This is a genomic window from Streptomyces sp. UW30 (genome assembly GCF_008042075.1).
In the GTDB taxonomy this organism is placed as follows: Bacteria; Actinomycetota; Actinomycetes; order Streptomycetales; family Streptomycetaceae; genus Streptomyces.
Map to the genome: position 1 here is coordinate 444,683 of NZ_RDBN01000021.1, position 13,325 is coordinate 458,007.

10 protein-coding genes, 2 pseudogenes and 1 riboswitch are annotated in these 13,325 nt (G+C 70.5%); of the genes and pseudogenes, 7 read left to right on the forward strand and 5 right to left on the reverse strand.

Annotated features, from left to right (window positions below):
• Positions 1-12 precede the first annotated feature (12 nt).
• Complete coding sequence (locus EAO75_RS12410) at positions 13-951, reverse strand: M56 family metallopeptidase (RefSeq protein WP_147995091.1); 939 nt, start codon at positions 949-951, stop codon at positions 13-15.
• Between the two features lie 237 nt (positions 952-1,188).
• Positions 1,189-2,409 carry a fumarylacetoacetase gene (fahA, locus tag EAO75_RS12415; RefSeq protein ID WP_147995092.1) on the reverse strand — a complete coding sequence of 407 codons (1,221 nt, stop codon included), beginning with the start codon at positions 2,407-2,409 and terminating at the stop codon, positions 1,189-1,191.
• A gap of 307 nt (positions 2,410-2,716) precedes the next feature.
• Between fahA and EAO75_RS12420 the strand changes: the two genes are divergently transcribed.
• On the forward strand, positions 2,717-3,547 hold the full coding sequence (locus tag EAO75_RS12420; protein WP_147995093.1) for an HAD family hydrolase: 831 nt from the start codon (positions 2,717-2,719) through the stop codon (positions 3,545-3,547).
• 32 nt (positions 3,548-3,579) lie between these two features.
• Here EAO75_RS12420 and EAO75_RS12425 read toward each other — a convergent pair whose 3' ends face one another.
• The 3 genes and pseudogenes from EAO75_RS12425 to EAO75_RS12435 all read right to left on the reverse strand — a co-directional run.
• On the reverse strand, positions 3,580-4,308 hold the full coding sequence (locus tag EAO75_RS12425) for a transglycosylase SLT domain-containing protein (protein ID WP_147995094.1): 729 nt from the start codon (positions 4,306-4,308) through the stop codon (positions 3,580-3,582).
• Between the two features lie 5 nt (positions 4,309-4,313).
• Positions 4,314-4,495, reverse strand: a riboswitch (cyclic di-AMP (ydaO/yuaA leader).
• A gap of 418 nt (positions 4,496-4,913) precedes the next feature.
• Positions 4,914-5,784, reverse strand: a pseudogene (locus tag EAO75_RS12430) (CocE/NonD family hydrolase); the annotation flags it as partial.
• Positions 5,785-5,891: 107 nt separating this feature from the next.
• Positions 5,892-6,964: pseudogene (locus EAO75_RS12435) on the reverse strand (peptide MFS transporter); the annotation flags it as partial.
• Here EAO75_RS12435 and EAO75_RS48220 point away from each other — a divergent pair.
• The 6 genes from EAO75_RS48220 to EAO75_RS12460 all read left to right on the forward strand — a co-directional run bounded on the left by EAO75_RS48220 (position 6,920) and on the right by EAO75_RS12460 (position 13,312).
• Positions 6,920-7,210 (forward strand): hypothetical protein, encoded by a 291-nt coding sequence (locus tag EAO75_RS48220; RefSeq protein ID WP_315987034.1) that lies wholly within the window; start codon positions 6,920-6,922, stop codon positions 7,208-7,210. The pseudogene EAO75_RS12435 and the gene EAO75_RS48220 sit on opposite strands and share 45 nt — an antisense overlap.
• A gap of 96 nt (positions 7,211-7,306) precedes the next feature.
• On the forward strand, positions 7,307-8,317 hold the full coding sequence (locus EAO75_RS12440; RefSeq protein ID WP_147995095.1) for a polyprenyl synthetase family protein: 1,011 nt from the start codon (positions 7,307-7,309) through the stop codon (positions 8,315-8,317).
• 252 nt (positions 8,318-8,569) lie between these two features.
• The gene (locus EAO75_RS12445; RefSeq protein WP_261989251.1) at positions 8,570-9,580 is read left to right on the forward strand and encodes a CHRD domain-containing protein; all 1,011 of its coding nucleotides are present in this window, start codon (positions 8,570-8,572) and stop codon (positions 9,578-9,580) included.
• A 274-nt stretch (positions 9,581-9,854) separates the two neighbouring features.
• Entirely contained in the window at positions 9,855-11,123 is a 1,269-nt protein-coding gene (locus EAO75_RS12450; RefSeq protein ID WP_147995097.1) for a LolA family protein, read from the forward strand.
• Positions 11,124-11,490: 367 nt separating this feature from the next.
• Positions 11,491-12,414, forward strand: coding sequence for an ABC transporter ATP-binding protein (locus tag EAO75_RS12455; RefSeq protein WP_147995269.1), 924 nt, complete (start codon positions 11,491-11,493; stop codon positions 12,412-12,414).
• Complete coding sequence (locus EAO75_RS12460; RefSeq protein WP_147995098.1) at positions 12,401-13,312, forward strand: ABC transporter permease; 912 nt, start codon at positions 12,401-12,403, stop codon at positions 13,310-13,312. Before EAO75_RS12455 ends, EAO75_RS12460 begins: the two co-directional genes overlap by 14 nt.
• Positions 13,313-13,325 lie beyond the last annotated feature (13 nt).

A 13,325-nucleotide genomic window follows, 5' to 3' on the forward strand; every position in this document is an offset into this window, starting at 1 on the left:
GCCGAGTGACGCTCAGGTCAGTGCGCTGAGCCCGGGTGCGAACGTGATCAGCAGCGGGAGCAGCGGTACCAGCGCCGCCAGCGTCGTCGTGAGCGCCCGGTCGCGGCGCCCCAGGCGTGGGGGCGGCTCCAGGAGACGGTCGACGCGCTCGCCCAGGAGGCGGTGAGTGGAGGCGCAGGACAGGACGCCCCGGTGCTGGTTGAGCTCGATCAGGGCCAGGGCCGTCGTCAGGTGACCGCAGCGGCGGGACGCCGTGTCGTCGGCGGCCAGTTCGACCAGGCGCTGGGTCTGGTCGCAGAAGTGGGCGAACAACGGGATGCGGGGGAATCCGGTGGCAAGCGCGGTGGACAGGTGCAGCAGCCAGTCGTGGCGGGCGCGGGCGTGGCCGCGCTCGTGGGTGAGGACGGCGTCGAGCTGGTGGTCGGTGAGGCGGTGCAGGGCGCCCGTGGTGACGATCAGCTGGGCCGGGCTGCCGGGCATCCACCAGGCGTCCGGATACTCGTCCTCCAGCACCAGCAGCGGACCGCGCGCCGAGCCCAGGCCCGCGGGCAGGTCGGGAGCGCGCTCACGCAGATGGGCCCTGGCCTGGCCGCGTCGCCGGCGCGCCTCGACGACCTCGCGGGCCAGCATCGCGGTCGTCCAGGCCGCACCGCAGGCCAGCAGCAGGGAGAGGGCAGCCGCCCAGGCCGGCGCGGCCGAGAGGTCGTACGCCTCCGTCACCGACGGCGGCGCCGGAGCGAAGAGCTGGGTGCGTACCGTGCCGAAGACGGCGGCGGTGCCCAGGGACAGCGCCGTCAGGCAGCACAGCAGGACCGTGGCGACCAGGCACTGCCACACCCAGAGCGCGACCACGGGTTCGCGTTCGGGCCAGGTGGCCCGGGTCAGCGCTCGGGGGACGGGCACGGCGGCCGTCAGGGCGACAATGCTCAACAGGAGCATGCAGACGGTCATGCCGAGGTCTCCGGATCCTGAACAGGAAAGTGCGGGGGCGGCCGTGCGGGGCGGCGGGTCGCGAACGCCGCTTGCGGCTCGCATCCCACCGCCAGCCAGTATGACGGTGACCGTCGGCGGAGTCAGGAGGAAAGACGCGCCGAATGCCCGGCCGGCGCCGGTCGCCCGACCGTCCGGAGCCGACGCCGGGGCCGCGAATCGTCCTGTGGGACCGGCGAGTTGGCCCGGACCCCGGCGTCACCCCGCCGCGATGCGGCCCGTGACCTCCCCCAGCCCCACCCGGATCCCGCCGGGSCCCGGCGCCCAGGCGGACAGCGTCACCACATCGCCGTCCTCCAGGAACGTCCGCTTGCCGTCGGGGAGTTCGAGCGGGTCCCGGCCGTTCCACGTCAGCTCCAGCAGTGAGCCGCGCTCGCGTTCCGTCGGGCCGCTGACCGTGCCGGAGCCGTACAGATCGCCGGTGCGCAGCGAGGCGCCGTTCACGGTCATATGGGCGAGCTGCTGGGCGGCGGTCCAGTACATGGAGGAGAAGGGTGGCTCGGAGATCACGTGGCCGTTGACGGCCACCGAGATACGCAGGTCGTAGCCGCCGGGTTCCGTCTCGGAGCCGGAGTCGTCCAGGTACGGCAGCAGGGGGTGCGTGCGCTCCGGCGGTGTCACCCGCGCCTCCTCCAGGGCGTCCAGCGGGGTGATCCACGCCGACACCGACGTGGTGAAGGACTTGCCGAGGAAGGGGCCGAGGGGGACGTACTCCCAGGCCTGGATGTCGCGTGCCGACCAGTCGTTGAGCAGGCACAGGCCGAAGACATGCTCCCGGTAGTCGCCCAGTGCCACGGGCTCGCCCATCCGCGACGGCGTCCCGACCACGAAGCCGACCTCGGCCTCGATGTCGAGGCGAACCGACGGGCCGAAGACCGGCGCCGGGTCGGTGGGGGCCTTGCGCTGGCCCGACGGGCGTACGACGTCGGTGCCGGACACCACCACGGTGCCGGAGCGGCCGTGGTAACCGATCGGCAGATGCTTCCAGTTGGGGGTGAGGGAGTCCGCGGCGTCGGGGCGGAAGATCTGGCCGACGTTCCGGGCGTGGTTCTCGGAGGCGTAGAAGTCGACGTAGTCGGCGACCTCGAAGGGGAGGTGCAGGGTCACCGAGGACAGGGGGTGGAAGAGGTCGCGGATGGCCTCCTGGTGCGCCGGGACCGTCACCCATGCCGTCAGTGCGCGCCGTACGTCGGACCAGGTGGTGCGGCCGGCGGCGAGCAGCGGGTTCAGGGAGTCCTGCGCGAGCAGCGGGGCGTAGGGCGAGCCGAGCGTGTGGGCCGCCTTGCCCGCGTCGAGGACGTGGTCGCCGAGCCGGACGCCGACCCGTCGTGCGGAGTCCGAGCCGGGAAGGGAAAAGACACCGTACGGAAGGTTGTGCGTGCCGAAGGGGTCGCCCTCGGGGAGATCGAAGGGGGGCATGGGGTGCTGCCTCACTTTCATACGCTCCGTATGCCATGTGGTCGTCGGGCCACACGTTACGGGTGAGCCGCCTGCCTTGGCAGTACGGAGATCCCGCGTCGCCGAGGCCGGCGAAACAGCAGGTCGTCACCCTCGGCGCGGGCTCGGGGGTGCTTCGGGGCCACGTGGGAGTGAAATCGCCATGGGCGGAAGGAAGTTGTGGATGCGGAGGCAGAAGGGGAACCGGAACAGGTGTCAACACATGTGAACACAGCAGCCGTCCGGTTCAGGTCGAGTCGATGGGGCGTCCTGTCCGTATTCTCTGATCATGGCCCCACCCATCGCATATTCACTCATCGCCACTGACCTGGACGGGACGCTGCTCCGAGGTGACGACACGCTCTCCGACCGGACCGTCGACGCGCTCGCGCGGGTGGCGGCTGCCGGTGCCCAGCACCTCGTCGTCACGGGACGGCCGGCGCCCAGAGTGCGGCCGCTGCTCGACGACCTGGGCAGCAGGGGGCTCGCGGTGTGCGGACAGGGCGCGCAGTTGTACGACGCCGGAGCGGACCGTCTGCTGTGGTCCGTCACCCTGGACCGGGAGCTGGCGGAGACCGCGCTCGGCAAGATCGAGGCCGAGGCGGGACAGGTGTACGCGGCCGTCGACCAGGACGGCGTCGACGGGCTCACGCTCATCGAGCCCGGGTATCTGATGCCGCACCCCACGCTGCCCGCCGTACGCGTCAAGCGCCGCGACGACCTGTGGTGCGAGCCGATCAGCAAGGTGCTGCTGCGCCATCCGACCCTGTCGGACGACGAGTTGGCGGCGACGGCGCGCTCGGTGGTCGGTTCGCTCGCGACGGTCACCATGTCCGGGCCCGGCACCGTCGAACTCCAGCCATGCGGCATCACCAAGGCGACCGGTCTCGCGCTCGCCGCCGAGCATCTCGGGCTCGGTCCGCGCGAGACCATCGCCTTCGGGGACATGCCCAACGACATCCCCATGTTCGACTGGGCCGCCCGCGGGGTCGCGATGGCCAACGCGCATCCCGAACTCAAGGCGGTCGCCGACGAGATCACCCTCTCGAACGAGGACGACGGCATCGCCGTCGTCCTCGAGAGACTGTTCGCGGGCAGCCTGGTCGATTTCGCCCAATAGAGGTGAAATAGGCCAATTGGTCTGTGTCCGGCTCAGTAGGGCCCGTTCACGTTGTCGATCGAGCCGTAACGCGCGGCCGCGTAGTTGCACGCGGCCACGATGTTCGCGACCGGGTTGAAGGGGTCGTACACGGTCCCCGGCACGTGGTAGCTCGCGAAGGTGGGGTCGATGACCTGGAGGAGGCCCTTGGAGGGGGTGCCCGCCATAGCGTTGGAGTCCCAGTTGTTGATGGCCAGCGGGTTGCCGGACGACTCACGCATGATGTTGCGGTGAATGCCCTCGTACGATCCGGGAATTCCGTTCTGCCCCATGATGTCCAGAGCGTTGCGGATCCAGCCGTCGAGGTTGTCCGGGAACGTCTTCACGGAGGCCTGGGTGGCCTGGGCGACGGAGGACTTCTTGGCGGGCGCGGACGCCTGGTCGGCCGTCTTGGCCGGCGAGCTGACCTTCTTGGTCGCCCGGACCTTCAGCTCGACGCCCGTGTGGATGAGCCGGGGGTTGTCGCCGATGGCCTTGCGGTTGTCCTTGTAGAGCTGCTTCCAGCCGCCCTGGGCGTCGTACCGGTCCGCGATGCCGTAGAGCGAGTCGCCCTTCTTGGTGGTGTACGTGACGGACCCGACCGTGGCTGCGGAGGACTCCGCGGCGCCGGCGGTGGTCGCGCTCATCAGGGGGAGGGCGAGGGCGGCGGTGCCGGTACCGGCGACGATGACGCGGCGGGTGAGCGGGTTGGTGCGGGGGCGGCGGTGTTTGCCTCGGGGCATGGCGCTGTTCCTCTCCGGCGCCTGCGAGGTGAGCTGTCGGGTTCGGGCGGGAGATGCCCGGTCGCGCCGCCCTGTGACGGCGCGCCTTCACCCCTAGCCGTGCCGGTGCGCCATCAAGGCGTCCGGTCCGGCGACTTACCTGGGTCCCCCGCTCCTGCCGCGCGTGTGTGTTCGTCGGGGATGACTCGGGCGGCGGCAGGATTCGGCGTCCGCCCGACGAGCGGGAACGTATGCGAGAGCACATGCCCGGAACAAGTGCCATGGGTGGCTGTCATGCCGTTTGACCATGGTCTGGTGCGAATGGGGTGCTTGATCCTTTGCTGTTGCCAACCCTCAACTTGCGTTCGGCGCAGGGAGGGAAGGGGGCGCGCAGGGTCGGGTGCCCGACCCGGCCCGAGTGACCCAACTCACTGGTGAGCGCAAGAGTGGCAAATCGGGCAATGCCTCCAACTCGCCTTTAACCGGCTGTCCGTGGAGTCCGTTTTTCCCTTGTCTGGCGGAAAAGAACCTCTTCGCCCTCCGGGTGGATGGCCTCGTTGGAGGTGGCGAAATATCCCTTTTCGCGGCTAGATCACCTTCGGGGAGTCGGAGCAGGCGCCGCCGCTCGGCGTGAGCTCCCTGTCGAAGCCGTTCAGCTCGAAGGTCACGTCCTCGGTGGCGCCCGGCTCCCCAGGCACCACCCGGTCCCGGCCGTGGCGCGCCGACAGGTTCAGCACCCCGCGTGTGACCAGCGTCGAGGAGCCGTCGGGCGCCACATCGCACAGCCGGGCGACGACCTGCCGGCGCGGCACCTCCGACTTCAGCCGCAGTCGCAGCCGCAGCCGCACCTTCGGGCGTCCCAACACCCCGGTTTCCTCGCCCACTTCGAAGTCGAAGCACGCCGGGCGCGCGTCCTCCTCACGCTGGTCGGGTGGCAGGTCGGCGTCGTTGCCGAAGGGGAAGAAGCGGCCGGCCTACAGGCCGGTGTGCATGGGAGAGCGTACGAGGACGGGTGCGGCCTGGAGGGCGTACGTCACGCCGCGCACGTGGGGAAGAGGGCCAGGCCGGCTCGCCGACCCAGCGGCCGGGCAGGGCGGCGTACACCGTGGCCGGGCGGTGCGAGTCGCTGACGTACGAGCGCAGCAGGGGCTCGGCCATGACGCCCGTGTCCGCGCCCTTCAGCCTCGCCGACGTACTGCGGATCGGGCGGGCGGGAGACGAAAGCGAGCATCGTCGCCGTCCAGGCGTGCATGTCGACCGCGAGGACGGAACCTCCCGTGTGGTGCACGTCGTTGTCATAGCGGTCGTCCGTGGAGCAGACCGTGACGTTCGCCTTGAGCGGCTCGGGCGCGAGGGCCGCGATCTGGAGGGAGTTGAAGTCGCCCATGAGATGCCGAGCATGCCGAACATGCCGACCTTGCCGTCGCACCAGGGTTGCGCCGCGAGCCAGTTGACGACCTCGACGCCGTCGGGCAGTTCCGTCGCCGAGTGCTCGTCCGTGACCCAGGGCGCCACGCGCGCGTAGAGCAGGGGTGCGGAGGTCGTGGTGGGTCTCGTAGGGGAAGGACGTACGGATGCGCATGAGTAGGGCGCCCGTCCGGTCGGTGCACCGGGTGCATCGTGCGGCGCAGTCGGCGCGACGCGGCCATCACGGCCAGTCCCGCGGCCACCGCGATCGTGCCGTTGACGCCGAAGCAGGCGTCGGAGGAGTGGCCGGAGGTCGGCGGCACCATCAGCAGGAAGGGCAGGCCGCCGAGGGCTCAGGCGTAGCAGCCGGCCGGGAAGTAGAAGCCGCGGATGGTCGTCTCCGCGTTCGTCGAGGCCGGCAGGATCATCGTCGAGTACGCCTGGAAGAGGATGAAGTTGAAGACCGTCCAGGCGAGGAAGAGGACGATGTACGGGCGCAGGCGCCCGCGTTTCTCGGGGGTCACGCGCGGGCCGGCGAACATCACTGCGAAGTAGACGACCGGCGCGATCACCTGGACGAGGGTGAGCAGGTCGACGAAGCGGTCCATGGTGAGCCGGCCGGTGGTCGCGAGGAGGACGGCGCTGGCGGCCGTGCTGACGAGGCCCGTGACGATCGGACGGATCGCCCGGCGCATGGCGTCGGGGTCCGGCGCGAACTCGGCGGCGTGCTTCCGCCCGGCCAGGTGGCGGCGGCCGAGGACGTACTGGAGCAGGCCGAACGTCATGCCGATGGCGGCAGCCGAGAAGCCCCGGTGCCAGCCCCGGTGCCAGCCCCGGTGCCAGCCCCTGTGGTCGCCGAGCCAGCCGGTGATCAGCGGGCCCGCGAAGGCGCCGATGTTGATCGCCATGTAGGACAGGGCGAAGCTGGCGTCCCGGCGCTCGTCGGCGGTGCGGTAGAGCTTGCCGGCCATGGTGGCGACGTTGGGCTTCAGCAGCCCTGTGCCGGCGCTGATCAGGCCGAGGCCGACCCAGGTCATGCCGGTCGTCGGCACCGCCATGGCGTAGTGGCCGCAGGCGATCAGGATGCCGCCCCACAGCACCGCGCGGTACGAGCCGAGGATGCGGTCGGCGAGCCGGCCGCCGGCGACGGAGGCCAGGTAGGCGAGGGTGCCGTAGGCGGCGGAGACGCGGAGGCCGCGGTTCCGGCCGACATGCCCATACCCCCGTGGGCGACCGTGTCGGCGCAGTGCAGGACGAGGATGGCCTGCATGCCGAGGAACGAGAAGCGTTCCCAGACCTCCAGGCCGGAGAGGGTGAGCAGGCCCTTGGGTCTGCCGAAGAAGGCGTGGTCGTCGCCGGGTGGGGGACCGCTCTCGGGCTCGACGCCGACTTCGATTCGGGACAGGGCCCGCTACTTCCCTATAAGTCGATGGATATCCGGCCTTATCACGTGATCAAAAACATACCGGTCGTGATCCAATACCGCCCGTGGTGGACGGGTGGGCGGCATCGGTGATCGAAACCTGACCGGATACGCTGACTTGAGTGATGGCAGCGACCTATCGACAAACCGTGTAACCGCCAGTGGACACCAGCAGACAGGAGACCCCTCGTGACCGTCGTCGGGCCGTTCGGGCTGAGCGTGCGGGACCAGGCTCTGGAAGCCGATGTCCAGGCCGGATTGACGGCTGTCGAGGAGGGATTGCTCGAAGCCACCAAGAGTGAGGTCCCCTTCATCACCGAGGCTGCCCAGCATCTGGTGCGGGCGGGTGGAAAGCGGTTCCGGCCGCTGCTCGTGATGCTCGCTGCCCAGTTCGGGGACACGTATGCGCCGGGGGTCGTGCCGTCGGCGGTGGTCGTGGAGCTCACCCATCTGGCGACGCTGTACCACGACGACGTGATGGACGTGGCCGCCGTACGGCGGGGCGTCGACAGTGCGAACACCCGCTGGGGGAACTCGGTTGCCGTACTGACCGGCGACTTCCTCTTCGCGCGGGCCTCGCACATCCTCGCCGACCTCGGGCCCGAGGCGGTCCGGGTGCAGGCCGAGGCGTTCGAGCGGCTGGTCACCGGGCAGATCCTGGAGACGGCGGGGCCGCAGGACGGTCGCGATCCCGTGGAGCACTATCTGGATGTGCTCAGCGGCAAGACCGGGTCGCTGGTGGCGGTGTCGTGCCGGTTCGGGGCGATGATGTCGGGCGCCGACGAGACGGTGGTCGATGTGCTCACGCAGTACGGGGAGCGGCTGGGCATCGCCTTCCAGCTGGCGGACGACGTGCTGGACATCGCGAGCGACTCGCGCGAGTCCGGGAAGACGCCGGGGACGGATCTTCGGGAGGGGATCTCGACCTTGCCCGTGCTTCGGTTGCGGGAGCGGGCCGAGCGGCTGGGGCTGGCGGAGGATGTCGCGCTGTGCGAGCTGCTGGAGTCCGATCTGAATGACGACGCGCGGCTTGCGGAGGCGGTGGCTCGGCTTCGGGTGCATCCGGCGTTGGAGCAGGCTCGGCGGGACACGGTGCGGTATGCGGAGGATGCGCGGGCCGCGTTGGCGCCGTTGCCGGATAATGATGCCAAGGCTGCGTTGATGGAGTTGTGCGACGCGGTGGTGCATCGGGCCGGTTAGGTTTTCGCCCCCGCCGCCCTTACCCGTCCCATCCTCAGGGGCTTCGCCCCTTGGACCCCACCAGGGGGCTCCGCCCCCTGGACCCCCAACGGCCCTGAAGGGGCCTCGTCCTCAAACGCCGGACAGGCTAGGTTCCGTGACGCACGTCACATCGTTGGACTGAGTCCAAACTAAGATCCCCTCCGTATGAATGCCCAGAAGCTGACGCAGGGGGCGTCAGCAGCACTACGGGGAGAAAACAACATCATGGGCATGAAGACGACGTTTTCGAAGCGCCGTAAGAGCCTGATCGTCACCGCTGTCGCGGTGGCTGCCGCGGGTGGTGTCGCCGCCGCGGTGATTCCCGCCTTCGCCGCCGGAGGTGACCGCGCCGACCACGCGGGGCACGCCGGAGGCGACGCACAGGGGATCGTGAGCCAGAGCGGGGCCCTCGCCGGCGGCAGCGGGGGCACCGTCCTCGCCGCCAGCCTGCGCGGGGCGAACGAGGTGCCCGTGGCGGGTGGGCCCGCCGTCGGGGACAAGGACGGTGCCGCCGTGCAGTTCGTGAAGGTCAAGGGCGACAAGGTGTCCGTCGCCGTCACCTGGCGCGCCACCGGCAAGCCGACCGCCCTCCACATCCACCAGGGCGCCAAGGGCACCAACGGCGGCATCAAGGTCGACTTCGGCGGCCTCCTCGGCAAGAGCAAGGGGCACAGCGTCACGGGAACCGTCACCGTGAAGGACCCCGCGCTGCTCAACGCCCTGAAGACCGACCCGAGTTCCTTCTACGCCAACCTCCACACCGCCCAGTTCCCGGGCGGCGCCGTGCGGGGGCAGCTCCACAAGGTCACCGTCGCCAAGTTCGACTTCCGTGACGCGCTCGACAACTTCCAGGCGTCCGTCATCAAGGGCAAGCAGATCTACGAGTGCAAGCCGGCCGAGGGCGGCGGGTACGCGTTCGCCCAGCGGGACGTCAGCGCCGTACTCGGCGGCCGTATCGCGCACTCCTTCGTGGCGCCCAACTCCGGTACGCCGCAGTGGATAGCGCGGGACGGCAGCGCGGTGACCGGGGCCGTCATCTCCAAGACCCCGAACGGCGACAAGAACATCCCGGAGCTCGACCTGAAGGCCACTCAGTCCGGCAAGCACCACGGCCTGCTCGCCGACACCGCGGAGATCCTGCGGCTGAACACCGTCGGCGGCGTGGCCCCGACCGGCTCCTGCACGCCCGGCGCGATCGTCGGCGTGCCGTACCAGGCCGACTACGTGTTTCTCAACGGCTGACCGATTCGAGGCACACGGCGGCGTCTTCCCCGCATCGACCCCTACGGGTCGGGGGAGGCGTCGCCTCCTTGTGTCATACCGCAGGTGTACGCGGAGTTGGCTCCGAAGGCTGACGAATCTCGCTGGCCGATTTGGTCAGATGGACACCACGGAAAACACCACTCCTCACCGATTCGGGTGAGAATGGCGGCTCAGGGGTGCGCGAGTGCGGGGTCGTAAGACTCGCGGGCGAGGAACGAGAACAGCCGCCGCCGACGACGGAGGTAGGGCACACATGGCACCGTACGTATCGGACGACAGCTCGAACGCCGAGGAGGCCGACGAGCTGCGCGCGGGCCGGCGCAAGGCCGCGCGGTACGTCGTTCCGGTCGCGGTCGTGGGAATCGCGGCGGCGACCATCGGGCTCGTCCCGGCGATCGCCGACTCCGGCGACCCCGACCTGCCGGAGATCACCGCGCAGCAACTCATCGAGAAGATCGCGAAGTCGGACGTGCAGCAGCTGTCCGGCACCTTCAAGATCACCACCGACCTGGGTCTGCCCGACCTCGGCGGGCTGGGGGCCGGCTTCGCCTCCGGCGCGATGGCGTCGGGTTCGGGTGACGGCTCGTCCGCCGACCCCTCGGCCAAGCTGACCGAGCTGGCGTCCGGCACGCACACGCTGCGCCTGGCCGTCGACGGCGATGACAAGCAGAAGCTCTCCCTGCTGGAGAACGCCTCCGAGTACAGCCTCATCCACAACGGCAAGGACATCTGGGGCTACGACAGCAAGTCGAACGAGGTCTACCACGGCACCGGCGAGGAGGCGCAGGCGGACAAGGGGAAGCCCGAAGAGGCCCCCGGCACGCCCAAGGAGCTCACCGAGGAGGCCCTCAAGGCGGTCGACGACACCACGTCCGTCACTGTCGACGGCACCGCGCAGGTCGCGGGCCGGGACGCCTACCGGCTGCTCATCAAGCCGAAGCAGTCCGGCAGCACGGTCGGCGCGATCACCGTCGCGGTGGACGCCAAGACCGGCATGCCGCTGAAGTTCACGCTGACCCCGTCGAGCGGTGGCTCGGCCGTGATCGACGCGGGCTTCACCCAGGTCAGCTTCGCCAAGCCGGCCGCCTCCACCTTCGACTTCACCCCGCCCAAGGGCGCGACGGTCACCGAGGAGGGCGGCCCGGACAAGGCGGCCCGGGAGCACGGCGGCGCGAAGTCCGAGGACGAGCTGGGCAAGGAGCTGGAGAAGGAGTTCGGCGGTCCGCTGTCCGCAGGCGCGCTGGGCCAGGGCGCCGAGGGCGGTCCCGAGGTCATCGGCGAGGGCTGGAACTCCGTGGCCGTCTTCGACACCGGCGGCGAGGGCGTCCCGTCCGGCGCCGAGGTCGGCGGCGACATGGGTGGCTTCCTGGACTCCCTGGGCGACAAGGCCACCGGTAAGTTCGGCTCGGGCACGGTCTTCAGCACCCGCCTGATCAACGCCCTGGTGACGGACGACGGCAAGGTCTACGTCGGCGCGGTCACCAAGGACGCGCTCGTGAAGGCGGCCGACTCGGGCAAGTAGCCCGTCACCGACCGCCCTGCCCGCACCACGAACCGAGGAGCCCGAGGCGCCGATGGAGGAACCGCCCGCCGGGGAGACCGACGAGGCCGGCCGGACCGACGAGGCCGGCCGGGCGGAGGGTGCCGTGCGGGCGGAGGGTGCCGTGCGGGCGGAGGAGGCCGGCCCGGACGACCGGAGTGTGCGGGCCGTCGAGGCCCGCCGACCTGAAGCGGCGCCGCACTCCGTTCGGACCACGTCGTCCGGCGAGACGCCGCACTCCGTTCGGACCACGTCGTCCGGCGAGGCTGCGCACTCCGTTCGGACCGCGTCGTCCGGCGAGGCTGCGCACTCCGTTCGGACCGCGTCGTCCGGCGAGGCGGCCGGCACCGTGATCGCCACCCACGGGCTCACCAAGCGCTACCGCGGTGGGCAGCTCGCCGTGGACGGTCTCGACCTGACCGTCCCGGCGGGCAGCGTCTTCGGCTTCCTCGGTCCGAACGGCTCGGGCAAGACCACCACCATCCGCATGCTGATGGGCCTGATCGAGCCCACCTCCGGTACCGCGCGCGTGCTCGGGCACCCCATGCCCCGGGCCGCGCGCGCCGTACTGCCGCACGTCGGCGCGCTCATCGAGGGGCCCGCGCTGTACGGCTTCCTCTCCGGCCGCGACAACCTCCTGAGGTACGACGCCGCCGACCCGACCGCCGATCCGCGCACCCGTCGCGCCCGCGTCACGGCCGCGCTGGACCGGGTGGGCCTGACGGCCGCCGGGGGCAAGAAGGCCAAGGCGTACTCGCTCGGCATGAAGCAGCGGCTGGGGCTCGCGGCCGCGTTGCTCCAGCCGCGCAGGCTCCTCGTCCTCGACGAGCCGACCAACGGTCTCGACCCGCAGGGCATGCGCGAAATCCGGTCGCTGATCCGCGAGCTGGCCTCCGACGGCACGACCGTGTTCCTCTCCTCCCACCTCCTCGACGAGATCGAGCAGGTCTGTACGCACGCGGCCGTGATGGCCCAGGGCCGGCTGATCACCCAGGGCGCGGTGGCGGAGCTGGCGGCCGGGGCGCGCGGCCGGCTCGTGGTGACCACGCCCGACACCGGGGACGCGGCCCGGGTGCTCAAGGAGCAGGGTGCCGGTGACGTCGTCATCACCGACGACCGGGTGACCGCCGAGCCCCCGGAGCGCGAACTCGCCGACGTCAACGCGGCGTTGGTGAAGGCCGGAGTCCGCGTCCGCGGCTTCGGCGTCGAGCGGGCCTCCCTGGAGGACGCGTTCGTGGCACTCACGGGGGAGGGGTTCGATGTCGCGGGCTGAAGCGGTCCCGCAGGCTCAGGCGATCCCGCAGGCGGGCGCCGTCCGCAGGCCGAACCCGTTGTGGACCTTCGGGCTCCTGCGCAGCGAACTGCTCACCACCTTCCGACGCTGGCGCACCCTCGCGCTGCTCGCCGTCCTGGCCGCCGTGCCGATCCTGGTCGGGATCGCCGTGAAGATCGAGACCGGCGACGGCTCGTCGGGCGGCGGTGGCCCGCAGGGCGGTGGTGGTCCGGCGTTCATCTCGCAGATCACCAACAACGGCCTGTTCCTGGTCTTCACCGCACTCGCCGCGACGCTGCCCTTCTTCCTGCCGATGGCGATCGGCGTCATCGCGGGAGACGCGATCGCGGGCGAGGCGAATTCCGGCACCCTCCGCTACCTCCTCGTGGCCCCCGCCGGACGCACCCGCCTGCTGCTCACCAAGTACGCCACCACGATGACGTTCTGCCTGGTGGCCACCCTCGTGGTCGCGGTCTCGGCGCTCACGGTCGGGGCGCTGCTCTTCCCGCTCGGCGAGCTGACGACCATCTCCGGCACCCGGATCAGTTTCGCGGAGGGGCTGGGCAGAGCCCTGCTGATCGCCCTGGTCGTCGCCGCGTCACTGATCGGCGTGGCGGCGCTCGGCCTGTTCGTCTCGACGCTGACCAACAGCGGTATCGCGGCCATGGCGACGACGGTCGGCCTGCTGATCACGGTCCAGATCCTCGACCAGATCCCCCAACTCCACGCGATTCAGCCGTACTTCTTCTCCCACTACTGGCTGTCCTTCGCCGACCTCATGCGCGAACCCGTGTACTGGGACGACCTGGTCAGGAACCTCGGCATCCAGGCCCTCTACGCGGCGGTGTTCGGCTCGGCGGCGTGGGCGAGGTTCATGGCGAAGGACATCACGGCGTAAGTCCCCAGAGGGC